21 protein-coding genes are annotated in these 21441 nt (G+C 72.4%); 8 read left to right on the forward strand and 13 right to left on the reverse strand.

Annotation, left to right across the window (positions count from 1 at the left end):
- A partial coding sequence (locus ACWEQL_RS22720) for a PIN domain-containing protein (protein ID WP_375923820.1) occupies positions 1–136 on the reverse strand: 136 nt, incomplete at its 3' end.
- 261 nt (positions 137–397) lie between these two features.
- Complete coding sequence (locus ACWEQL_RS22725; protein ID WP_452152117.1) at positions 398–1192, reverse strand: isoprenyl transferase; 795 nt, start codon at positions 1190–1192, stop codon at positions 398–400.
- Positions 1193–1615: 423 nt separating this feature from the next.
- Between ACWEQL_RS22725 and ACWEQL_RS22730 the strand changes: the two genes are divergently transcribed.
- Positions 1616–3226, forward strand: coding sequence for a chitinase (locus ACWEQL_RS22730; protein WP_452152118.1), 1611 nt, complete (start codon positions 1616–1618; stop codon positions 3224–3226).
- A 109-nt stretch (positions 3227–3335) separates the two neighbouring features.
- Here the strand turns inward: ACWEQL_RS22730 and ACWEQL_RS22735 are convergent, their stop codons facing one another.
- Positions 3336–4109, reverse strand: coding sequence for a prepilin peptidase (locus ACWEQL_RS22735; RefSeq protein ID WP_452152119.1), 774 nt, complete (start codon positions 4107–4109; stop codon positions 3336–3338).
- Positions 4110–4317: 208 nt separating this feature from the next.
- Between ACWEQL_RS22735 and ACWEQL_RS22740 the strand changes: the two genes are divergently transcribed.
- From ACWEQL_RS22740 to ACWEQL_RS22750, 3 genes are all read left to right on the forward strand, one after another.
- The gene (locus tag ACWEQL_RS22740; protein ID WP_452152120.1) at positions 4318–5532 is read left to right on the forward strand and encodes a pyridoxal phosphate-dependent aminotransferase; all 1215 of its coding nucleotides are present in this window, start codon (positions 4318–4320) and stop codon (positions 5530–5532) included.
- 182 nt (positions 5533–5714) lie between these two features.
- The gene (locus ACWEQL_RS22745) at positions 5715–6272 is read left to right on the forward strand and encodes an RICIN domain-containing protein (protein ID WP_452152121.1); all 558 of its coding nucleotides are present in this window, start codon (positions 5715–5717) and stop codon (positions 6270–6272) included.
- A gap of 174 nt (positions 6273–6446) precedes the next feature.
- Positions 6447–7004 carry an RICIN domain-containing protein gene (locus tag ACWEQL_RS22750; RefSeq protein ID WP_452152122.1) on the forward strand — a complete coding sequence of 186 codons (558 nt, stop codon included), beginning with the start codon at positions 6447–6449 and terminating at the stop codon, positions 7002–7004.
- Between the two features lie 151 nt (positions 7005–7155).
- Here the strand turns inward: ACWEQL_RS22750 and ACWEQL_RS22755 are convergent, their stop codons facing one another.
- The gene (locus tag ACWEQL_RS22755; RefSeq protein ID WP_452152123.1) at positions 7156–8982 is read right to left on the reverse strand and encodes a phosphoenolpyruvate carboxykinase (GTP); all 1827 of its coding nucleotides are present in this window, start codon (positions 8980–8982) and stop codon (positions 7156–7158) included.
- A 283-nt stretch (positions 8983–9265) separates the two neighbouring features.
- Here ACWEQL_RS22755 and trhA point away from each other — a divergent pair, with 283 nt between their 5' ends.
- On the forward strand, positions 9266–9952 hold the full coding sequence (trhA, locus tag ACWEQL_RS22760) for a PAQR family membrane homeostasis protein TrhA (protein WP_452152124.1): 687 nt from the start codon (positions 9266–9268) through the stop codon (positions 9950–9952).
- Here trhA and ACWEQL_RS22765 read toward each other — a convergent pair.
- The 5 genes from ACWEQL_RS22765 to mca all read right to left on the reverse strand — a co-directional run bounded on the left by ACWEQL_RS22765 (position 9923) and on the right by mca (position 14536).
- Entirely contained in the window at positions 9923–10369 is a 447-nt protein-coding gene (locus ACWEQL_RS22765; RefSeq protein ID WP_452152125.1) for a hypothetical protein, read from the reverse strand. The two genes, trhA and ACWEQL_RS22765, sit on opposite strands and share 30 nt — an antisense overlap.
- 308 nt (positions 10370–10677) lie before the next feature.
- Positions 10678–12729 (reverse strand): thioredoxin domain-containing protein, encoded by a 2052-nt coding sequence (locus ACWEQL_RS22770; RefSeq protein ID WP_452152126.1) that lies wholly within the window; start codon positions 12727–12729, stop codon positions 10678–10680.
- 40 nt (positions 12730–12769) lie between these two features.
- The gene (locus ACWEQL_RS22775) at positions 12770–13330 is read right to left on the reverse strand and encodes a Uma2 family endonuclease (RefSeq protein WP_452152127.1); all 561 of its coding nucleotides are present in this window, start codon (positions 13328–13330) and stop codon (positions 12770–12772) included.
- A 72-nt stretch (positions 13331–13402) separates the two neighbouring features.
- Positions 13403–13591 carry a hypothetical protein gene (locus tag ACWEQL_RS22780; protein WP_452152128.1) on the reverse strand — a complete coding sequence of 63 codons (189 nt, stop codon included), beginning with the start codon at positions 13589–13591 and terminating at the stop codon, positions 13403–13405.
- Positions 13592–13639: 48 nt separating this feature from the next.
- Positions 13640–14536 carry a mycothiol conjugate amidase Mca gene (gene mca, locus ACWEQL_RS22785; protein WP_452152129.1) on the reverse strand — a complete coding sequence of 299 codons (897 nt, stop codon included), beginning with the start codon at positions 14534–14536 and terminating at the stop codon, positions 13640–13642.
- Positions 14537–14776: 240 nt separating this feature from the next.
- On the opposite strand from mca, the gene ACWEQL_RS22790 reads away from it, so the two are divergent.
- Positions 14777–15190, forward strand: a complete 414-nt coding sequence (locus ACWEQL_RS22790; protein WP_452152130.1) for a DUF4307 domain-containing protein — start codon at positions 14777–14779, stop codon at positions 15188–15190.
- Between the two features lie 372 nt (positions 15191–15562).
- Positions 15563–16063 (forward strand): transcription elongation factor GreA, encoded by a 501-nt coding sequence (gene greA / locus ACWEQL_RS22795; RefSeq protein WP_452152131.1) that lies wholly within the window; start codon positions 15563–15565, stop codon positions 16061–16063.
- Positions 16064–16151: 88 nt separating this feature from the next.
- Here greA and ACWEQL_RS22800 read toward each other — a convergent pair whose 3' ends face one another.
- The 3 genes from ACWEQL_RS22800 to ilvA form a co-directional block, all read right to left on the reverse strand.
- Positions 16152–17009, reverse strand: coding sequence for an ABC transporter permease (locus ACWEQL_RS22800; protein WP_452152132.1), 858 nt, complete (start codon positions 17007–17009; stop codon positions 16152–16154).
- A gap of 1 nt (position 17010) precedes the next feature.
- Positions 17011–18066 carry an ATP-binding cassette domain-containing protein gene (locus tag ACWEQL_RS22805; RefSeq protein WP_452152133.1) on the reverse strand — a complete coding sequence of 352 codons (1056 nt, stop codon included), beginning with the start codon at positions 18064–18066 and terminating at the stop codon, positions 17011–17013.
- A 242-nt stretch (positions 18067–18308) separates the two neighbouring features.
- Positions 18309–19520, reverse strand: coding sequence for a threonine ammonia-lyase (gene ilvA, locus ACWEQL_RS22810; RefSeq protein ID WP_452152134.1), 1212 nt, complete (start codon positions 19518–19520; stop codon positions 18309–18311).
- 122 nt (positions 19521–19642) lie between these two features.
- Here ilvA and ACWEQL_RS22815 point away from each other — a divergent pair, with 122 nt between their 5' ends.
- Positions 19643–20125, forward strand: coding sequence for a MarR family winged helix-turn-helix transcriptional regulator (locus ACWEQL_RS22815; RefSeq protein ID WP_452152135.1), 483 nt, complete (start codon positions 19643–19645; stop codon positions 20123–20125).
- Between the two features lie 27 nt (positions 20126–20152).
- On the opposite strand, the gene ACWEQL_RS22820 is transcribed toward ACWEQL_RS22815, so the two are convergent.
- Positions 20153–21307 (reverse strand): cystathionine gamma-synthase, encoded by a 1155-nt coding sequence (locus tag ACWEQL_RS22820; RefSeq protein ID WP_452152136.1) that lies wholly within the window; start codon positions 21305–21307, stop codon positions 20153–20155.
- Positions 21308–21441: the final 134 nt, after the last annotated feature.

Consider the following 21441-nt stretch of genomic DNA (forward strand, 5'->3'; position numbering starts at 1 on the left):
CGGTGACCACCACCACCGGCAGGACGACCTCGTGCTCCTCGAAGCGCGTCATGGCGAGCGGGTCGGCCAGGAGCACGCTGGTGTCGAGAACGTACGTGCGCCGGTCTGGTGTCCGGCGGCTCTTGGAACTGACCACTAGGCCTCCAGAGCGGATGACCCTGCGTCATCCGCGGCAAGCCGGCCCCCGCTGCCCCGGTGGCCTCGGGGCCGGTCGCTACGGAGTATTCCCAGGCGAGGGGCGGTGCATTCGCGCTCCGGACGAACTGACGGATCATTGCCGGTGAACGTTTGCCCCCTCGCCGGGGCGGGGTAGGCCAGCTCTACTGGAGACCGTGCCGCACGGCGCGGCCCCGCACGGCCCCCCGGAGGCGTCCCGGGGGCGTGTCCGTGGGGAGGGTCAGAGGCCCATCCGCCGGTGCCGCTGCTCGTAGTCGCGCAGCGCCCGCAGGAAGTCGACCTTCCGGAAGGCCGGCCAGTACGCCTCGCAGAAGTAGAACTCGCTGTGCGCGCTCTGCCAGAGCAGGAAGCCGGAGAGCCGCTGCTCGCCGGAGGTGCGGATCACCAGGTCGGGGTCGGGCTGGCCCTTGGTGTACAGGTGCTCGGCGATGTGCTCGACGTCCAGGATCTCGGCCAGCTCCTCGATCGAGGTGCCGCGGCCGGCGTGCTCCTGGAGCAGCGAGCGGACGGCGTCCGCGATCTCGTGCCGGCCGCCGTAGCCGACGGCGACGTTGACGGTGATGCCGTCGATCCCGGCGGTCTCGTCGGCGGCCCGCTTGAGCACGTCGGCGGTGTGCTGCGGCAGCAGGTCGAGCGCGCCGACCGGGTGGACCCGCCACCGGCGGGCGGCGGCGAGGCCGGTGACGGCGTCCTCGATGATGCCCAGCAGCGGCACCAGCTCCTCGGCCGGCCGGGAGAGGTTGTCGGTGGAGAGCATCCACAGGGTGACGACCTTGACGTGGGTCTCGTCGCACCAGCCGAGGAACTCGGAGATCTTGTCCGCACCGCGCTGGTGCCCGTAGGCGGTCGAGCCGCCGGTCGCCTTCGCCCAACGGCGGTTGCCGTCGAGGATCACGCCGATGTGGTTCGGAGTGCGGGCGAGGTGCACCTCGACCCGGCGGCCGTACAGGCCGTACATACCGTCCAGCAGGGTGCGCAGCCCCGGCGTACGTTCGACGACATCGCGCAGACCCATGGTTTTCGGCCCCTCCGTACTCTTCCCCGGTGTGCGTCACAAGCCCCCGGCGCAGCCTACTCCGGGTGGCTGTCCCTCGGTAAAGCCGCAGGCCACGGTCAGGTCACGAACCTGTACGAGGTCTGTCCCGGCGGGTGTCGGCCGGATGGCCGGAAGGTGTCGGGGCATATGCCCTGGGCGCGCGCCCGGGGCCGGTGCGGGCCGGATACGGAACGGTCTCGGCTGCCTTAAGCCTTCCGTAAAGCGACGGTTCAATGCTTGACGACCCCTAGTGGTCTAGTCCAGCTTTTGACCCAGGGCGGAACAAGCACCAGCGAACGCCGAAGCCGCCCGAAGGCAGTACTGCGGACCTCCCCTCCCCCACACGCGGCCGCCGCGCCCCCCACCGCGGCGGCCGCCCCTCCTCCCAGGAGCGTCACACCCATGGCCCGTACGCTGAACCAGCCCGCGCACCGGCGCCGGCGCAGCACCCTCCCGGCCCTCGCGGCCGGCGCCACCGCGCTCGCCCTGGCCGGCAGCGGTCTCGCCCTCTTCGCCGGCGGCGCCAACGCCGCGGTGGGCAACCTGGTCGTCAACGGCGGCTTCGAGAGCGGCCTCGGCAACTGGAGCTGCTCCGGCGCCGCGAGCGCCGTCACCTCCCCGGCCCACTCCGGCACCGGTGCCCTGCAGGCCGCCCCGGGTGCCGGCGACACCGCCGAGTGCGTGCAGACCGTCAGCGTGCTGCCCAACACCAGCTACACGCTGAGCGGTTGGGTGCAGGGCCCGTACGTCTACCTGGGTGCGCGGGGCACCGGCGGCACCGACCCGAGCGCGTGGTCCGCCCAGAGCAGCTGGAACCAGCTCTCCACCACCTTCACCACCGGCGCCAACACCAACAGCATCACGCTGTACGTGCACGGCTGGTACGGCCAGGGCGCCTACAACGCGGACGACATCACGCTGACCGGCCCGGCCGGCACCGCCTCGCCGACCCCCACCGCGACGGTCACCCCCACCCCGACCGCCACCGCCACCGCCACGCCCACCCAGACGGCCTCCCCGACCGCCACCGCGACGCCGACCCAGACGGCCACGCCCACCCAGACCGCCACGCCGACCCCCACGGCCACCAGCACCGGCAACCCGAACACGAGCCTGCCCAAGCACGTGGTCACCGGCTACTGGCACAACTTCGACAACAAGGGCAACAACCTCCAGAAGCTGAGCGACGTCCAGAGCGCGTACGACATCATCGCGGTCTCCTTCGCGGACGCGGTCGCCAATCGCCCCGGCGCCATCAGCTTCCACCTGGACCCGGAGCTCTCCTCGGGCCTCGGCGGCTACACCGACGCGCAGTTCCGCGCCGACGTGAAGGCCAAGCAGGCGGCCGGCAAGAAGGTCATCATCTCCATCGGCGGCCAGAACGGCGCCATCCAGGTGAACGACGCGGCCGCGGCGAACACCTTCGTCGAGACCGCCTACGCCGTGATCAAGGACTACGGCTTCGACGGCCTGGACGTCGACCTGGAGAACGGCCTCAACCCGACCCACCTGGGCAACGCGCTGCACGCCCTGCAGGCCAAGATCGGCCCGAGCTTCATCCTGACCATGGCCCCGGAGACCATCGGGATGTACTCCACCGCCGGCTCCTACTTCCAGCTGGCGCTGAACACCAAGGACATCCTGACCGTCGTCAACACCCAGTTCTACAACTCGGGCGGCATGAACGGCTGCGACGGCAAGGTCTACAACCAGGGCACCATCGACTTCATCACCGCCCAGGTCTGCACCCACATCCAGGGCGGTCTGCGGCCCGACCAGGTCGGCATCGGCGTCCCCGCCTCCACCAAGGCGGCCGGCGGCGGCTACGTCGCCCCGAGCGTGGTCAACAACGCGCTGGACTGCCTGGCCACCGGCAAGAACTGCGGCAGCTTCGTCCCGCCGGCCAAGTGGCCGACCATCCGGGGCGCGATGACCTGGTCCACCAACTGGGACTCCGTCAACGGGAACGCCTTCTCCGGCACCGTCGGCCCGTTCGTCCACTCCATGCCGTAATCCCCCCGGCGCGCCGCTCCTTGAGGGTGGGGCCTGCGCGCCGACGGAGAGGCCCGTCGTACCCGATCCCGGTACGACGGGCCTCTCCCCTTTATCGCGTCCCCTCCGGTCAGGCCTGTACGAGGACCGCGGCCAGCGCGCCCAGCAGCAGGAACGGCCCCGCCGGCAGCTCCAGCCCACGCACCCGCTCCCGCCGGACCAGCGCCACCAGCGCCCGGCCGCTCCCCCACAGGCCCGCCAGCAGGCAGGCCGCGAACAGCCCGGACAGGGCCGCGCCCCAGCCGTACCACCCGAGCAGCGCGCCGAGCGACAGGGCCAGCGGGGAGTCCCCGCCGCCCATGAGGCCGAACCAGGCGGGCAGTTCGAACAGCACCCCGGCGGCCAGCGCCACCAGCAGGCAGCGCACCAGCACACCCGGCCGGCCGTCCAGCAGCGCGGCCACCGCCAGCAGCGGCGCGAGCCCGGCGGCCAGCGCGGCGGTCAGCGGGTACGGCAGCCGGCGCACCCGGGCGTCGGTGAGGCCGAGCACCACCCCGAGGGCCGCCGTCCACAGCGCGGCCGGCCAGAGCGCGAGCTGCGTCCGGGCCGCGAGGGCGGCGAACACCGCCACGGTGAGCGCCTCCACCACCCCGGGGGCCGGGCCCAGCCGCTCCCGGCAGCCGGGGCAGCGCCCGTTCGGCGGCAGCCCGCGGACCGTCCGGGCGCACTCCGGGCAGGCGGTGCGCGGCGGCTCGCCCTGCGGTACGGCCCGGCGCACCACCAGACCGCGCAAGGCCGGCGCGACCAGCAGCCCGGCCGCGGCGACGGCGACCACCGCGACGACGGGTACGGCGGCGGCCGGCGCGGCGACGGGCCCGGCTGTTGCGGCTGCGGCAAAGGTCACGGCTCCCCCTCCGTCCGTTCTCTCGCGGCCGAACTTATACCCGTGAGCCCCGCGCCTGGGCTACGCCGGGATCCGGGCCCGCCGACCCCACCTCGCCAAGGCGCTCCGGGGCTGCCGCCTGGCGATCCAAGGAGGGGCGTCCGCGCAGGTCAGCACGTGTCCCACGACACGCGCCGGGCGGCCCCGGCGGCCCGTAAAGTAGGCAGGCATGCAGGTGATCCAGTCCAGCAAGCTCGCCAATGTCTGCTACGACATCCGTGGCCCGGTGCTCGACGAGGCGATGCGGCTGGAGGAGCAGGGCCACCGCATCCTGAAGCTCAACACCGGCAACCCCGCCGTGTTCGGTTTCGAGGCGCCCCCGGAGATCCTCCAGGACATCCTGCGCAACCTCTCCACGGCGCACGGGTACGGCGACTCCAAGGGCCTGCTCTCGGCGCGGCGCGCCGTGGTGATGCACTACGAGGAGCGCGGCCTGCACGGCCTCACCGTCGAGGACGTCTTCCTCGGCAACGGCGTCTCCGAGCTGATCCAGCTCGCCATGACCGCGCTGCTGGACGACGGCGACGAGGTCCTCGTCCCGGCCCCGGACTACCCGCTGTGGACGGCCTCGGTCTCGCTGGCCGGCGGCACCGCGGTGCACTACCGCTGCGACGAGCAGTCCGAGTGGTACCCGGACCTGGCCGACATCGAGGCGAAGATCACCGACCGGACCCGGGCCATGGTGGTGATCAACCCGAACAACCCGACCGGCGCGGTCTACCCCCGCGAGGTCCTGGAGGGCCTGGTCGAGATCGCCCGCCGGCACAAGCTGGTGGTCTACGCGGACGAGATCTACGACAAGATCCTCTACGACGACGCCGAGCACGTACCGCTGGCCACCCTGGCCCCGGACCTCTTCTGCGTCACCTTCAACGGCATGTCCAAGTCCTACCGGGTGGCCGGCTTCCGCTCCGGCTGGATGGTGCTCTCCGGCGACCGGACCCGCGCCCGCAGCTACATCGAGGGCCTGACCGTGCTCGCCTCGATGCGGCTGTGCGCCAACATGCCGGCCCAGCACGCGGTGGCGGCCGCACTCGGCGGCCGGCAGTCGATCAAGGACCTGGTGCTGCCCGGCGGACGGCTGCTGGAGTCCCGGGACGCCGCGTACAAGCTGCTCAACGAGATCCCCGGGGTCAGCTGTGTGAAGCCCAAGGGCGCGCTGTACGCGTTCCCGCGGCTCGACCCCAAGGTGTACAAGATCAAGGACGACGCGCAGATGGTGCTGGACCTGCTGCGCGCCGAGCGGATCCTGCTGGTCCAGGGCACCGGCTTCAACTGGCCCGAGCCCGACCACTTCCGGCTGGTCACGCTGCCGCGCGCCGAGGAGATCACCGACGCGGTCACCCGGATCGGCGACTTCCTCAGCGGGTACGCCCAGCCCTGATCACCGGTCACCCGGTCCACGTATGATGCGCGGACGTCGGCGGCCGGACGCGGGTCCGGGCCGGAGGGGGACGGGCTGACCAGGTGCCGGGCACCGGGCCGGCCCGGGCCGACGCGGGACCGGGGCCAGGCCGCCGGATCCGTCCCCCTTGCCCCCACGCTCTCGCGCAAGGAACGGGTCCCATGACCATCCGCAGACCGCTCCGCCCTGCCCGCGCCGCCGCCGTCGCCGGCGCCGCCGTGGCGATCCTGGCCGCGCTGCCGGCCACCCCGGCCGCTGCGGGCGGCTTCGTCCCGCCCAGGACCAGCACCCTCGTGAACCTCAACAGCGGCAAGTGCCTGGAGATCGGCGACTGGAGCACCGCCAACGGCGCCGCGGCCCGCCAGTGGGACTGCACCGGCGGTGCCAGCCAGCTGTGGGACCTGCGCCCGCACGACGGCGGCTTCCTGCTGGTCAACCGCCACTCCGGCAAGTGCCTGGAGATCGCCGACTGGAGCATCTGGGACGGTGCCGCGGCCCGCCAGTGGGACTGCCACGGCGGCCGCAACCAGCACTGGAACTACTCCGGCGACATCGGCGGCAGCAAGGACCTGCACATCCAGAACGGCAACTCCGCCAAGGTTCTGGAGGTCGCCGACTGGCGCACCGACAACGGCGCGCCGGTCCGCCAGTGGTCCGCGACGCCGTACCCGAACTGGAACGCCAACAAGCGCTGGGTCACCGCGATCAAGCTGACCTGAGCCACCGTCCGGTCCGGGCGGCTGTGTACGATGCGCCCTTGAGTCGGCGGCCCTGACCCGCGGTCAGGGCCGTAGGGGGGACGGGCCGCGGCCCGGGGCCGGCCTGGACACCGGTGCGCTGTGGCCCGGTGTTCCACCCCTGCTCCCGTACGCGCGCAAGGGATCGGATCCACCATGGCCCGTCTTCTTCTCCCCCGTGCCGGCGCGGTCGCCGTCGGCACGGCGGCCCTCCTCCTCGCGGTGCTGCCCGCCACCCCGGCCGGGGCCATCGGCTACCAGCTCCCCAAGGCCGACCGTCTGATCAACTCCAACAGCGGCAAGTGCCTGGAGGTCGCCGACTGGCGCACCGACAACGGCGCGCCGGTCCGCCAGTGGGACTGCACCGGCGGGGCCAACCAGATCTGGGAGTTCCGCCAGGTCAACTACTACGCCGGCGAGATGCTGGTCAACAAGCACTCCGGCAAGTGCCTGGAGATCGGCGGCTGGAGCACCGCGGACGGCACCCCGGCCAGCCAGTGGGACTGCCACGGCGGCCTCAACCAGGTCTGGGCGAACGGCAGCAACTGGAACGTCCCGAAGGGCCCGCGGGAGCTCGGCTTCATCAACGCCCACTCCCACGGCTACCTGGAGGTCGCCGACTACCGCACCGACAACGGCGCGCCGGTCCGCCAGTGGCGCGACGGCACCGGCTGGAACAAGTACTGGACCGTTCCGGGCATCAAGCTGCTCTGATCCGCCCGGCCGCGGCCGGCCGGTGAACGCCGACGGCCGGAGTCCGGGTCCGGACGATCTCCCCCGGCTCAGTCGGGGTGAGGGGTCGTCCGGCCGGGGCTCCGGCCGTCGGTCAGGTCATGACGACCGGCGGATCAGCCGGTCGCCGGGATCAGCCGAGACGCTTCACCAGGGCGCGGTACTCGTCCCACAGCTCGGTGGGGGTGTGCTCGCCGAACAGCTCCAGGTGGGCCGGCACCAGCGCGGCCTCCTGGCGCCAGATGTCGGCGTCCACCGAGAACAGCAGGTCGAGGTCGGACTGCGCGATGTCCAGCCCGTCGAGGTCGAAGCCCTCGACCTTCGGCAGCACGCCGATCGCGGTCTCGACGCCCTCGCCGGTGCCCTCCAGGCGCTCGACGATCCACTTGAGGACGCGGCTGTTCTCGCCGAAGCCCGGCCAGATGAACTCGCCCGCGCCGTTCTTGCGGAACCAGTTGACGTAGAAGATCTTCGGCAGCTTGTCCGCGTCGGCCTCGCGGCCGATCTTCAGCCAGTGGGCGAAGTAGTCGCCCATGTTGTAGCCGCAGAACGGCAGCATCGCGAACGGGTCGCGGCGCAGCTCGCCGACGGTGCCCTCCTGGGCGGCGGTCTTCTCGGAGGCGATGTTGGCACCCAGGAAGACGCCGTGCTGCCAGTCGAAGGACTCGGTCACCAGCGGGACGGCGGTGGCCCGGCGGCCGCCGAAGAGGATGGCCGAGATCGGGACGCCGGCCTGGTCCTCCCACTCGGGGGCGATGGTCGGGCACTGCGCGGCCGGGACGGCGAACCGCGCGTTGGGGTGGGCGGCGGGGGTGCCGGACTCCGGCGTCCAGTCGTTGCCGCGCCAGTCGGTGAGGTGGGCCGGGGGCTCCTCGGTGAGGCCCTCCCACCACACGTCGCCGTCGTCGGTGAGGGCGACGTTGGTGAAGACCGTGTTGCCCCAGAGGGTGTCGATGGCGTTGGCGTTGGTCTCCACGCCGGTGCCGGGGGCGACGCCGAAGAAGCCGGCCTCGGGGTTGATGGCGTACAGGCGGCCGTCGGCGCCGAAGCGCATCCAGGCGATGTCGTCGCCGATCGTCTCGACCTTCCAGCCCGGGATGGTGGGCTGGAGCATGGCGAGGTTGGTCTTGCCGCAGGCGGACGGGAACGCGGCCGCGATGTACTTGGCCTCGCCGCTCGGCGGGGTGAGCTTGAGGACGAGCATGTGCTCGGCCAGCCAGCCCTCGTCGCGGGCCATCGTCGAGGCGATGCGCAGCGCGTAGCACTTCTTGCCCAGCAGGGCGTTGCCGCCGTAGCCGGAGCCGAAGGACCAGATCTCGCGGGTCTCCGGGAAGTGCGAGATGTACTTGGTGCTGTTGCACGGCCACGGCACGTCCGCCTGGCCCTCAGCGAGCGGGGCGCCGACGGTGTGCACGGCCTTGACGAACTCGCCGTCCTCGCCGAGCTGGTCGATCACCGCGCGGCCCATGCGGGTCATCACGCGCATCGAGACGGCGACGTAGGCGGAGTCGGTGATCTCGACGCCGTACGCGGCCAGCGGGGAGCCGACCGGGCCCATCGAGAAGGGCACGACGTACATCGTGCGGCCCTTCATCGATCCGCGGAACAGGCCGTTCTCGCCCTGGAAGACCTCCCGCATCTCGGCGGGGGCCTTCCAGTTGTTGGTCGGGCCGGCGTCCTGCTCCTGCTCGGAGCAGATGTAGGTGCGGTCCTCGACGCGCGCCACGTCCGTGGGGTCCGAGGCGGCGTAGTAGGAGTTGGGGCGCTTGTCCTCGTCGAGCTTGCGGAAGGTGCCCTGGGCCACCAGCAGGTCCGCGAGGCGCTGGAACTCCTCGTCGGAACCGTCGCACCACTCGATGCGCTCGGGCTGGGTGAGCTCCGCGATCTCGCTCACCCAGGCCAGCAGACGCTTGTGGCGGGTGGGCGCGGATGCGCTGAGAGCGAGGTTCTCGTTCGACACGATCGCTCCGTTTCACGCCATCTCGGCGGGGAGGCGGCGTAGCGGGGGTTGAGGGTGCTTGCAGCGTAGCTCCGGGCTTGCGGTCCGAATACGGCGCGACGGCGAAATTGACGCATCCTTTACTACTTCATGTCTGGTTACTTACAGGTAACCAGGCAATCACGTCCCGCCCGGACCGCGTCAACACACCTCCCGAACACTCCAAAACGTCCAACAGTGACCATCGCCACTTCCTACCTCGCGGTAACCTACGCCAGCGTAAGTAGTCGGTAGCATGCTGCCCATGACTGCTGAGCTCCTGGGGAGCACGGAGAGCATCGCCACGGTCGCGGTGCGGAAGCCGAAGTGGCGCGGCTGGCTGCACGCCGGGATGTTCCCGGCCAGCGTCGCCGCCGGGATCGTCCTGATCTGCCTGGCCGACTCCACGTCCGCCAAGATCGCCTGCGCCATCTACTCGGTCAGCGCCTGGCTGCTGTTCGGGGTCAGCGCGGTCTACCACCGCTTCGACTGGGGGCCGCGAGGCGACGCCGTCCTGCGCCGCCTCGACCACGCGAACATCTTCCTGATCATCGCCGGCACCTACACGCCGTTCACCATGCTGCTGCTGGAGGGCGCCGCCCGGCAGCTGCTGCTCTGGGCGGTCTGGGGCGGCGCGCTGGCCGGCATCGCGTTCCGGGTGTTCTGGGTCGGCGCGCCGCGCTGGCTGTACACCCCGGTGTACATCGCGCTGGGCTGGGCCGCCGCCTTCTTCCTGCCGGACTTCCTGCGCACCGGAGGCGTCGCCGTCCTGGTGCTGATGATCGTCGGCGGGGTGCTCTACAGCCTCGGTGGCGTGGTGTACGGGCTCAAGCGGCCCGACCCCTCACCGCGTTGGTTCGGCTTCCACGAGGTGTTCCACGCCTTCACCCTCGGGGCCTTCATCGTGCAGTACGTAGGGGTCTCACTGGTGGCGTACAGCGTCACCGGCTGAACCCGGCAGCCCCTGACGGGCGGGCGCGCGGCCCTTCCCGGGAGGGCCGTCCGCCCGTTCGCCGTCCAGAGCCCGCGACCGCGGCCGCGCGCCCAGCCCGGTCCAGGCGGCCCGGACCGCCCCGGCGCCCTTCCCGGCCGCCCGCCCGTCCAGGGCCTCGCGGGCCCGGCGGCAGCGCTCGCAGTGCGAGGCGTCGGGCGAGCCGGCCACCGTCCGGTGGCCGCGCGGGACGGACGGCGTCCGCAGCGCCCGCCACCGCCGCGCCACGTACACCATGAGCAGCAGGGTCTCCACCCCCGCGACCGTCAGCACCAGGGCGGCGCCGTTGACCAGGTAGGCCGCGACCACCGCCAGCGCGGACCCCATCACCACCGCCGTGCCCCAGACCTGGGCACCGCCCGACCCGTCGTCGGCCATCTCGTCTCCCCTCCGCGCCGGGCCCGTGGTCGGCTCCTGCCGCGCCACCCCATCTCCGCTCTCGACCGCTACGGTCAGCACTGACCGATTGCCACATGGTATCTACCGACAGTCACCCGGAAGGCCCCTCGGGCGGCGAACGGCAGATCAACGTTGCGTCAATTCCCCGTGCGGAACGCGCACTTCCAGGACACACTACGGACCGTGACGAACCGGCGCCGGGAAACGCGGAAAACGGCGAGGGGTGGGCGGCGGAGACCCGCCACCCACCCCTCCCACCCGGCGCGCCACCGGTGGACCGCCCGCGCCTACCGCTCGACACGGACCCCCAGCCGCTCGGCCAGCACGGCCGGGTCGGTGACCGGGGTGTCGCAGGCGAAGTGCCGGCAGACGTACGCGGCGGGCGCCCCGCCGACCAGCGGGCGGTCCGCCAGCAGCGGGACCTCGTCGCTCCCCGGCGCCCCGACCGCGACCACCGCGCCGGGCGCGGTGCCCAGCAGCGCGGCGCGGTGCAGCTCGACGGTCGCCGGGTGGCCGGCCGGGCCGACCACGGCGACCTCGCGCGGCCCGTCCACCAGCGCCTCGGCGGCGGCCAGTCCCCAGCCGATGAACCGCGGCACCCGGGTGGCGAGCGCCCCGACGATGCCCAGCGCCTTCTCGGCGGCGGTGCGGTGGCGCGCCGAGCCGGTGTACGCGGCGTAGCCCAGCAGGGCGCCCGCGGCGGCCGTCCAGCCGGAGGGGGTGGCGTTGTCGGTCGGGTCCTGCGGGCGGCGGATCAGCTCCTCGGCGTCGTCGGCGGTGTCGTACAGCGCGCCGGAGTCCTCGTCCGCGAAGTGCTTGAGGACGGTGTCGAGCAGGGCGCCGGCCAGGTCAAGCCACTCGGCCTCGCCGGTGACGGCGTACAGCGCGAGGAAGCCCTCGGCGGTGTCGGCGTAGTCCTCCAGCACGCCCGCGTTCTCGCCGGCGCGGCCGTCCCGGGAGGTGCGCAGCAGCCGGCCCTCGGGCGTGAGGTGGACGGAGAGCAGCAGGTCGGCGGCGCGCTCGGCGGCCTCGACCAGGTCGGGACGGTCCAGCAGGGCACCGGTCTCGGCGAGCGCGGCGATGGCGAGGCCGTTCCAGGCGGCGACCACCTTGTCGTCCCGGGCGGGCGCGGGCCGTCCGGCGCGGGCCTCGAACAGCCGGGCCCGCAGGCGCTCGTGGGCCGCCGGGTCCTCGGGGTCGGCGAGCAGCTGGAGCACCGAGGAGCCGTGCTCGAAGGTGCCCTCCGCGGTCACCTCGAACAGCTCCGCGGCGAGCGCGGCGTCCTCCTCGCCGAGCACCTCGGCCAACTGGGCGGGCGTCCAGGCGTAGTAGGCGCCCTCGACCGTCCGTCCGGTCGCCGGGTCGAGGCTGTCTGCGTCCAGCGCGGAGGCGAACCCGCCCTCGGGGGTGCGCAGTTCGCGCAGCAGGAAGTCGGCGGTGGAGAGCGCCACCCGGCGGGCGTACCCGTCGCCGGTGGCCCGCCACAGGTGCAGGTAGGCGCGCAGCAGCAGGGCGTTGTCGTACAACATCTTCTCGAAGTGCGGGACCGTCCACGTGGCGTCCACCGCGTAACGGGCGAAGCCGCCGCCGAGCTGGTCGTGGATGCCGCCGCGGGCCATCGCCCCGGCGGTGCGGGCCGCCATCTCCAGGGCCGCCTCGGAACCGGTGCGCACGTGGTGGCGCAGCAGGAACTCGATCGCCATCGCCGGCGGGAACTTGGGGGCGCCGCCGAAGCCCCCGCGCCGCTGGTCGAAGTCACGGGAGAGCGCGATCACGGCCTGGTGCAGCTCCGGCTCGCCGGGCGGCCGGTGCACCCCGCTGCCGACCGCGTACACCGAGGCCCGCTCGGACAGGTCGGCGCGGATCCGGGCGGCGACCTCGCCGACCTCCTCGCGGCGGTCGCGCCAGGCGGCGTCCACGCCCTCCAGGACCTGCTGGAAGGAGGGCATGCCGTGCCGGGGCTCGGGCGGGAAGTAGGTGCCGAAGTAGAAGGGGTCCTTGTCGGGGGTGAGGAAGACCGTCATCGGCCAGCCGCCCTGCCCGGTGGCCGCCTGGACGGCCTCCATGTAGACGGCGTCGACGTCCGGCCGCTCCTCGCGGTCCACCTTCACCGCCACGAACCGCTCGTTGGCGTACCCGGCGAGCGCCTCGTCCTCGAAGGACTCGTGCGCCATCACATGGCACCAGTGGCAGGCCGCGTACCCGACGGACAGCAGCACCGGCACCCCTCGCCGGCGGGCCTCCTCGAAGGCGTCCGGCCCCCAGGGCCACCAGTCCACCGGGTTGTCGGCGTGCTGCTGCAGGTACGGCGAGGTCGCGTCGGCGAGACGGTTCGGCATGCCCCCCATCCTCGCGCATCCCCCCGCCCCCGGCAGCCCCCTACCGCCGGGTGAGCGCCCGCGGGTCGAACCGCACCTCGAACGGCGCGTCGAACACGGCCTCGGCCCCGGCCGGGAAGGTCGCGGTCTCCTTGTAGCGGCCCTCCACCAGCTCGAAGGCCACCACGTGCGGCGCGGGGGCGAGCTCGACCCGCCAGAAGTGCGGGATCGCGGCCTCGGCGTAGAGGCCGGGCTTGATGCCGCGGTCCATGCGCCGGTTGCCGGGCGAGACGATCTCCACGACCAGCCGCACCGCCTCGCAGTCCACGGCGACCGGGTCGTCGGCGGTGGCCTCGGCGTCGACCACCACCAGGTCCGGCACGAACAGGCCGAACGGGACGCGGACGTTGACCGCCTCCAGCACCTCGACCCCGGCACCGGCGGCGATCGCGGCGGTGTCCAACAGGTTGGCGAGGCGCCGTGAGGCCCGCTGGTGGTTCACGGCGGGCGCGGGGGACATCATCAGCGTTCCGTCCAGGAGCTCGTACCGGTGATTGCTCTCGTCCAGCGCGAGTACGTCCTCGACGGTCCACGGACCCTCGTGGTCAAAGGCGACGCTCATCCGACGGCCTCCTGCTCGACTGCCCTGATCCTCGTTCCGCACGACGGCTCCTGTCTGCCGGCCGGCCCCGGTTCACTCGTTCGGGGCTTCGGGCTCCTCGGTGAAGTTGACGCGCTTGAACTGCTTGTTCATCGACCTGGCCAGGAACCAGGTGGCCACGCCGAGGGCGGCGAAGACGACGAAGCCCAGCAGGCCGGGGGTGACCTTGGCCTGGTCGAGGGTTTCTGCGGCGAGGTTGGTGAGGTTCACGGGGGTGCTCATTCCTCCATGGTGGCCCGGCCCACGCCGGGCCGGGCCACCGGGGGTGGGTCAGTCGCGCGTGTCGCCGGCGAGGGTGGCGACACGCACGCCCGCGAACAGGTCGTCCTCGGGCAGGTCGGTGTCGACGAGGGAGCGGGAGAGCTCGTAGTCCTCGGTCGGCCAGACCTCGCGCTGGACCTCCAGCGGCACCCGGAACCACGGGCCGTCCGGGTCGATCTGGGTGGCGTGGGCGATCAGCGCGCGGTCACGGGTCTCGAACCAGTCGTCGCAGCGCACCCGGGTGGTGATCTCGCGCTCCTTGCGGCCGCTCTTCTCCCAGCCCTCGATCCACTCGCCGTACGGCGACTCGTGGCCGTTGTCGGTGAGGTACGCGTGCAGCGCGCGGATGCGGCCCATCGGGAAGCCGTGGTTGTAGTACAGCTTCAGCGGCTGCCAGGGCTCACCGGCGTCCGGGTAGGCGGACGGGTCGCCGGCGGCCTCGAAGGCGACCATGGTGATCTTGTGGGTCATGATGTGGTCGGGGTGCGGGTAGCCGCCGTTCTCGTCGTAGGTCGTGATGACCTGCGGCTTGAACTCGCGGATCAGCCGCACCAGCGGCTCCGCCGCCTCCTTCACGTCCTGGAGGGCGAAACAGCCCTCCGGCAGCGGCGGCAGCGGGTCGCCCTCGGGCAGACCGGAGTCGACGAAGCCCAGCCAGGCCTGCTTGACGCCGAGGATCTCGCGGGCGGCGTCCATCTCCTTGCGCCGGACCTCGTGGATGTTCTCCTCGACGTACGGGTCCCCCTGGAGCTTGGGGTTCAGGACCGACCCGCGCTCCCCGCCGGTGCAGGTGGCCACGAGTACGTCCACGCCCTTCTCGACGTACATGGCCATGGTGGCCGCGCCCTTGCTGGACTCGTCGTCCGGGTGGGCGTGCACCGCCATCAGTCGCAGCTGCTCAGTCAACGCCTTGCTTCCTTCCACAGATGATCCGGGCCTTCCGCAAACGCCGCGCCGCCCTTCACCCGGGCGCGCGGACATGGGCCGCACCGTCACGGGACCCGCCGCGGGGCGTGCTGCCACCGCGGCCCGGCCCCGCCCCCGCCGGACCGGCCGCGGGCGTGCCCCTCCTATAGTGACGGAACGGAGGCGCCTTCCATTCCCGCGCACGACCCCGCGGCCCTCCCAGGAGAGGACTGAGCCACGATGAGCGAGGCCACCAGCACCCCGCGTCCGCCCGAGGGCCGCTACGGCCGGCGTGACGACCGCGCGGCCGACCGCCGGCTGAAGTCGGTCGGCGTGGTGGTCGGCGTGGTCGGGCTGGGCCTGCTGGCCTGGATCGGCAGCTCCTACCTGATCCGCGAGACCACCATGAACGGCGCCGTGCAGACGTTCCAGGCCGTCTCGGACTCCGAGATGCAGCTCCACCTGGCGGTCAGCAAGAGCGAGGGCACGGCGGGCTCCTGCACCGTCCGCTCGCAGTCGGAGAACGGCGCGGTGGTCGGGGTGGCCGACTTCCCCGTCCCGGCGGCGGGCGACAGTTACGACGCCGTGGTGAGCCTGCGGACCACCGCCCGGGGCACCACCGCCCAGCTGCTGGGCTGCACCCCCGCGAAGTAACCCGCGAAGCGGCCCGGGAAGGGGCCCGCGGAGCGGCCCCGGGTGGCCCGAGACATGGCCCGCGACGTGGCCGGGCCCGGTATTCGCCGGCGCCGGTCACCCGTCCGGGCGCATATTCGATCAGGAGAGCGGGAATCCGTCCAGGGAGTCCGCACCACCCGTTCTGTACATCTCGGCGCAACGCTGTCGTCAGCGGCGCGTCAACGGCTCTCCCGCTTGTCGGTGGGAGTTGTTAGGCTCGTGGTTTCGCCCCTTCCGCACCGGATGGTACGGGAGCGGGCGTTGCTTTGTAGTTACGACCGATATCCCCACCGCCACCCTGCTGACGACCTCAAATCCCTCAGCACAGCCCAGCACCTACGAGGAGCACCTGTGACCCAGACCAGCGAACACGTGACCTGGCTCACTCAGTCCGGCTACGACCAGCTCAAGGCCGAGCTGGACCACCTGACCGGTCCGTGGCGCATCGAGATCGCCCAGAAGATCGAGGCGGCGCGCGAGGAGGGCGACCTCAAGGAGAACGCGGGTTACCACGCGGCCAAGGAGGAGCAGGGCAAGTACGAGCTGCGCATCCGCCAGCTGACCCAGCTCCTGGAGCGCGCCAAGGTCGGCGAGGCCCCCGCGGACTCGGGCGTGGTCGCCCCGGGCATGGTCGTCACGGTCGCCTTCGACGGCGACGAGGACGACACCATGCGGTTCCTGCTGGGTTCCCGAGAGGTGGCCGGCGACGACGACCTGGACATCTACTCCCCGCAGTCCCCGCTGGGCCGCGCCATCGACGGCAAGACCATCGGCGACGAGGCCCGCTACGAGCTGCCGAACGGCAAGCAGGCCTCCGTCAAGATCATCGAGGTGAAGCCGTACACCGGCTGACCACCCCCTGACACCGCCGAGGGCGGCCGCGGAGTCCACCTCCGCGGCCGCCCTCGCGGCTGTCCCGGCGCTTCACCGGGGCGGGTCGTCAGCCGGCGGCCGAGCGGTACTTGCGCACCGACAGCCAGGAGAACACCGCGGTGATCACCACCGACCACACCACCGACACCAGCGTCGCGTGCTGCATCGGCCAGGCGTCGTCCACCGGGCCGACCTGGTTGCCGAACAGGTCCCGGCAGGCCTGCACGGTCGCGCTGAACGGGTTCCAGTAGGCGATCGGCTGCAGCCAGCCCGGCATGCTGCTGATCGGCACGAAGGCGTTGGAGATGAAGGTCAGCGGGAACAGCCAGATCAGACCGGCCGAGGTGGCCGCCTCCGGGCTGCGCACCGACAGGCCGATCAGCGCGCCGATCCAGGAGAAGGCGTAGCCGAGCAGGAGCAGCAGCGCGAACGCGCCGAGCGCCTTGAGCACACCCTCGTGGATCCGCCAGCCGACCAGCAGCGCCACCATCGCCAGCACCAGCAGGGTGAAGGCGGTCTGGCAGAGGTCCGCCAGGGTGCGGCCGACCAGCACCGCCGAGCGGGCCATCGGCAGCGAGCGGAAGCGGTCGACCAGGCCCTTGGTCATGTCCTCCGCGATGCCGGCCGAGGCGCCGGCCACCGCGAAGGTGACGGTCTGGGCGAAGATGCCCGCCATCAGGAACTGGGTGTACGCGTCGGAGCTGGCCGTGGTGCCGGGGATCTGGATGGCCCCGCCCATGACGAACGAGAACAGCAGCACGAACATGACGGGCTGCATCAGGCCGAAGACCACGATCTCCGGGATCCGGGTCATCCGGCGCAGGTTGCGCCTGGCGACCACCCAGGAGTCGTGCAGGGTGGCGGCCACCCCGTGGCGCTGGGCCGGGACGGCCGCGCCGATGGCGTGCTCGGTGGCGGTGGTCATCTCACAGCTCCTTCCCGGCCGTGACGGCCTGCTTGTCGGTGTCCCGGCCGTCGGAACGGCCGCCGTGCCCGCCGTGCCCGCGGCCCTTGCCGCCGGCGCCGTTCTCCTCGTCCTCGGCCTCGGTGACGTGGCCGGTGAGGGAGAGGAAGACGTCGTCCAGGGTGGGGCGGCGCAGGCCGATGTCGTCGATCTCGATCGAGCGGGTGTCCAGCTCGCGGATCACGTCGGCGAGCACCCGCGCGCCGCCGCTGACCGGCACGGTGATCTTCCGGGTGTTCTTCTCCACCGCGGTCTCGCCCTTGGCGTACGACGCCAGCGCGGCGACCGCCTCGGCGACCAGCTCGGGCCGGTGCACCACGACCTCGATCCGCTCGCCGCCGATCTGGGCCTTGAGCTGGTCGGCGGTGCCGCGGGCGATCACCTTGCCGTGGTCGACCACCGCGATGTCGTGGGCGAGGCGGTCGGCCTCCTCCAGGTACTGGGTGGTGAGCAGCAGCGTGGTGCCCTGCTCGACCAGGGTCTCGATGACCTCCCAGAGGGCGAGCCGGTTGCGCGGGTCGAGGCCGGTGGTCGGCTCGTCCAGGAACATCACCGGCGGCCGGACGACCAGCGCGGCGGCGAGGTCCAGACGCCGGCGCATGCCGCCCGAGTAGGTCTTGGCGGTGCGGTCCTTGGCCTCGGTGAGGTTGAACCACTCCAGCAGTTCCAGCGCGCGGGCCTTCGCGTCGCGGGCGCTCATCTGGTAGAGCTCGCCCACCATCTGAAGGTTCTCGAAACCGGTGAGGTACTCGTCGACGGCCGCGTACTGGCCGGAGAGCCCGATCAGGCTGCGGACCCGGTTGGGGTGCTTGAGCACGTCGACCCCGGCCACCACCGCGTGGCCGGAGTCGGGCCGGAGCAGGGTGGTGAGCACGCGGACGGTGGTGGTCTTGCCGGCCCCGTTGGGGCCGAGCAGGCCGAGCACGGTGCCCTCGGGCACGTCCAGGCTGACGCCGTCGAGGGCTCGGACGTCACCGAAGGTCTTCACCAGGTTCTCGGCTTGGATGGCTGGCGCCATGGCCTGCCTCATCTCCTCGGAGGATTTCGGGTGATCTGTCCCACTCTGCCCCAGGGGCGGACAGGCGGGCGACTCGTTTCCGGGCACACCCGGTCCCCCCGGGCGCGTAACGCGATGTATCGCGAGTTTGGCAGCACGCGATATATCGCGTCAAGGAACACAGCTGCGCCACTCTCCCAGACGCCACTGACAACGTCACCCGGTTTTCCGCCCCCGCGCGCCGGGGGAGCCGCCCCCCGCGGCTACTGCGGGACCACGTACCCCGCGTCGCGCAACTCGCCCACCACCAGGGCGCAGTGCTCCGGCCCCTTGGTCTCCAGGTGCAGGTCCACCTCGACCTCGGCCAGGCCCAGCCGCGGGTCGATCCGCACGTGCGCCACGTCCAGCACGTTGGCGTCGACCCGGGTCAGCACCCCGAGCAGGTCCGCCAGCGACCCCGGCTTGTCCGCCAGCCGCACCCGCAGCGACAGGTAGCGGCCCGCCGCCGCCAGGCCGTGCCGCAGCACCCGCTGCATCAGCTGCGGGTCGATGTTGCCGCCCGACAGCACCGCCACCACCGGGCCCTCGAAGTCCTCCGGGTGCTCCAGCAGCGCCGCGATCGGGCTGGCCCCGGCCGGCTCGACCACCAGCTTCAGCCGCTCCAGGCTCAGCAGCAGGGCCCGGGAGAGCGAGTCCTCGGAGACCGTGCGGATGCCGTCCGCCAGCGTGTTGACCACCTCGAAGGGAATGTCCCCGGGCCGGCCGACCATGATCCCGTCCGCCATGGTGGCGAAGTGCTCCAGGGAGACCGGACGCCCGGCGGCCAGCGAGGGCGGGTACGCGGCCGCGCCGGCCGCCTGCACGCCGATCACCCGCACGTCCGGGCGCAGCGGCTTGACCGCCGCGGCGATCCCGGCCAGCAGCCCGCCGCCGCCCACCCCGACCAGGATCGTGCGCACCTCTGGGCACTGCTCCAGGATCTCCAGGCCCACCGTGGCCTGGCCGGTGACCACGTCCCAGTGGTCGAAGGGGTGGATGAACACCGCGCCGGTGGCGTCCGAGTAGCGCTGCGCGGCCTGCAGCGCCTCGTCCACCGTGGCGCCGTGCAGCCGGACCTCGGCGCCGTACTCGCGGGTCGCGGCGACCTTGGGCAGCGGCGCGCCGAGCGGCATGAAGACCGTCGAGCGCACCCCGAGCAGGGAGGCCGCGAGCGCCACGCCCTGGGCGTGGTTGCCGGCGCTGGCCGCCACCACCCCACCGGCCCGCTGCACCGGCGAGAGTCCCGCGATCCGCACGTACGCCCCGCGCAGCTTGAAGGAGCCGGTGCGCTGGAGGTTCTCGCACTTCAGGTGGACGGCCGAGCCGATCAGCGCGGAGAGGTGCCGGCTGCCCTCCATCGGGGTCACCCGGGCGACCCCGGCGAGCATCTTGTGGGCGCCTCGGACGTCGTCGATGGTGATCGGCCAGCTCTGCATAGCGCCAGCCTACGGCGGTGGCGGTGTCCGATCGGGGACGTCGGCACGGTTCCCGGCCCGGCCCTGCGCGCGTACTCTGCTGCTCCTGAGCCTCTCTCACCGCACGACGATCGTGAGCCGCGATGACGACGACCTCGCCCCAGGCCACCGACCGAACCGACCCCGTGCACACCCAACTCCAGTACCATCTCGCGGTGTTCGCCCGCCGGATGGAGCAGGTCCGCAGCTCCGGCGGGGGCGTGGGCGCGCTGGACCGCGCGGCCTACCTCCTGCTCGACCGTCTGGAACGGCACGGGCCCGCCAACGTCAAGGCGCTCGCCGAGGCGCTGGCGGTGGACTCCTCCACGGTGACCCGGCAGGTCGCCCCGCTGGTCGCGGACGGCCTGGTCGGCCGGGTCCAGGACCCGGCCGACCGGCGCGCGGTACGGCTGGCGCTGACCGCCCTAGGAGCCGGCCGGCTGGCCGAGGTCCGGGCCGGCCGGGCCGAGTTGGCCCGGCGGCTGGTGGCGGGCTGGCCGCCCGAGGAGCAGCGGGCGTTCTGCGCCCTGCTCGCCCGCTTCAACGACTCGATGGAGTCCTTCGCGGCGGGCCGGCTGGACGGCTGAGGAGACGGCTGAGGGGCCGTACGGGTCTCAGCCGAGCGCCTGCTGGAGGTCGGCGAGCAGGTCGTCGATCGACTCGATGCCGACCGAGACGCGGACCAGGTCGGCCGGCACCTCCAGGGCCGAACCGGCCACCGAGGCGTGGGTCATCCGGCCCGGGTGCTCGATCAGCGACTCGACGCCGCCCAGCGACTCGCCGAGGGTGAACAGCCGCGCGCGGTTGCAGACCTCGACCGCCGCCTCCTCGCCGCCCCGGACGCGGAAGGAGACCATGCCGCCGAAGGCCTTCATCTGCTTGGCGGCGATGTCGTGGCCGGGGTGCTCGGGCAGGCCCGGGTAGAGCACCTGGCTGACCTTCGGGTGGCCGGCCAGCAGCTCGGCGACCTTCTCGGCGTTGGAGCTGTGCCGGTCCATCCGCACGCCCAGGGTCTTGATGCCGCGCAGCACCAGCCAGGCGTCGAACGGGCCGGAGACCGCGCCCATCGCGTTCTGGTGGTACGCCACCTCCTCGCCCAGGCCCGCGTCGGCCAGCACCAGCGCGCCGCCGACGACGTCGGAGTGGCCGCCCATGTACTTGGTGGTCGAGTGCACCACGGCGTCCGCGCCGAGCGCGATCGGCTGCTGCAGGTACGGGCTGGCGAAGGTGTTGTCGACCACCAGCAGCGCGCCGGCGCCGTGCGCGATCTCGGCGAGCGCGGTCAGGTCGGTGATGCCCAGCAGCGGGTTGGACGGGGTCTCCACCCACACCGCGCGGGTGTTGGGGCGCAGCGCCTCGCGGACGGTCGACAGGTCCTGGGTGTTGGCCACCGAGAACTCGACGCCCCAGCGGGTCAGCACCTTGGCGAAGAGCCGGAAGGTGCCGCCGTAGGCGTCGTTGGGGATGACGATGTGGTCGCCCGGCTTGAGGATCGTGCGCAGCAGGGTGTCCTCGGCGGCGAGGCCGGAGGCGAAGGCGAGGCCGCGGGCGCCGCCCTCCAGCGCGGCGAGGCACTCCTCCAGCGCGGTACGGGTCGGGTTGGCGCTGCGGCTGTACTCGTAGCCGCCCCGCAGGCCACCCACCCCGTCCTGCTTGTAGGTGGACACCTGGTAGATCGGCGTGACGACGGCCCCGGTCTGGGGGTCTGCTTCCTGACCCGCGTGGATGGCGAGGGTCTCGAAGCCCTGGGGAAGCTGGTGCTCGGTCATAGCACCGAGGGTAGTGGGCGAATGCCGACGTGCCCCGGCGAAGCCGTCCTACGGCCGAAACCGGCCCCGGCCCGCGGCGGGAACCACCCGTGCGGGGCGCCCGGCACCGGCGGCTACGATCTCCCCCTGCCCCT

The organism is Kitasatospora sp. NPDC004240, from assembly GCF_053603215.1.

Bases quoted from the DNA above. Each gene is read 5' to 3' on its own strand.
- ACWEQL_RS22725 (WP_452152117.1), bottom strand. From the start codon at position 1,192: ATGGGTCTGCGCGATGTCGTCGAACGTACGCCGGGGCTGCGCACCCTG.
- ACWEQL_RS22730 (WP_452152118.1), top strand. From the start codon at position 1,616: ATGGCCCGTACGCTGAACCAGCCCGCGCACCGGCGCCGGCGCAGCACC.
- ACWEQL_RS22740 (WP_452152120.1), top strand. From the start codon at position 4,318: ATGCAGGTGATCCAGTCCAGCAAGCTCGCCAATGTCTGCTACGACATC.
- ACWEQL_RS22745 (WP_452152121.1), top strand. From the start codon at position 5,715: ATGACCATCCGCAGACCGCTCCGCCCTGCCCGCGCCGCCGCCGTCGCC.
- ACWEQL_RS22750 (WP_452152122.1), top strand. From the start codon at position 6,447: ATGGCCCGTCTTCTTCTCCCCCGTGCCGGCGCGGTCGCCGTCGGCACG.
- trhA (WP_452152124.1), top strand. From the start codon at position 9,266: ATGACTGCTGAGCTCCTGGGGAGCACGGAGAGCATCGCCACGGTCGCG.
- ACWEQL_RS22765 (WP_452152125.1), bottom strand. From the start codon at position 10,369: ATGGCCGACGACGGGTCGGGCGGTGCCCAGGTCTGGGGCACGGCGGTG.
- ACWEQL_RS22770 (WP_452152126.1), bottom strand. From the start codon at position 12,729: ATGCCGAACCGTCTCGCCGACGCGACCTCGCCGTACCTGCAGCAGCAC.
- ACWEQL_RS22775 (WP_452152127.1), bottom strand. From the start codon at position 13,330: ATGAGCGTCGCCTTTGACCACGAGGGTCCGTGGACCGTCGAGGACGTA.
- ACWEQL_RS22780 (WP_452152128.1), bottom strand. From the start codon at position 13,591: ATGAGCACCCCCGTGAACCTCACCAACCTCGCCGCAGAAACCCTCGAC.
- ACWEQL_RS22790 (WP_452152130.1), top strand. From the start codon at position 14,777: ATGAGCGAGGCCACCAGCACCCCGCGTCCGCCCGAGGGCCGCTACGGC.
- ACWEQL_RS22800 (WP_452152132.1), bottom strand. From the start codon at position 17,009: ATGACCACCGCCACCGAGCACGCCATCGGCGCGGCCGTCCCGGCCCAG.
- ACWEQL_RS22805 (WP_452152133.1), bottom strand. From the start codon at position 18,066: ATGGCGCCAGCCATCCAAGCCGAGAACCTGGTGAAGACCTTCGGTGAC.
- ilvA (WP_452152134.1), bottom strand. From the start codon at position 19,520: ATGCAGAGCTGGCCGATCACCATCGACGACGTCCGAGGCGCCCACAAG.
- ACWEQL_RS22815 (WP_452152135.1), top strand. From the start codon at position 19,643: ATGACGACGACCTCGCCCCAGGCCACCGACCGAACCGACCCCGTGCAC.
- ACWEQL_RS22820 (WP_452152136.1), bottom strand. From the start codon at position 21,307: ATGACCGAGCACCAGCTTCCCCAGGGCTTCGAGACCCTCGCCATCCAC.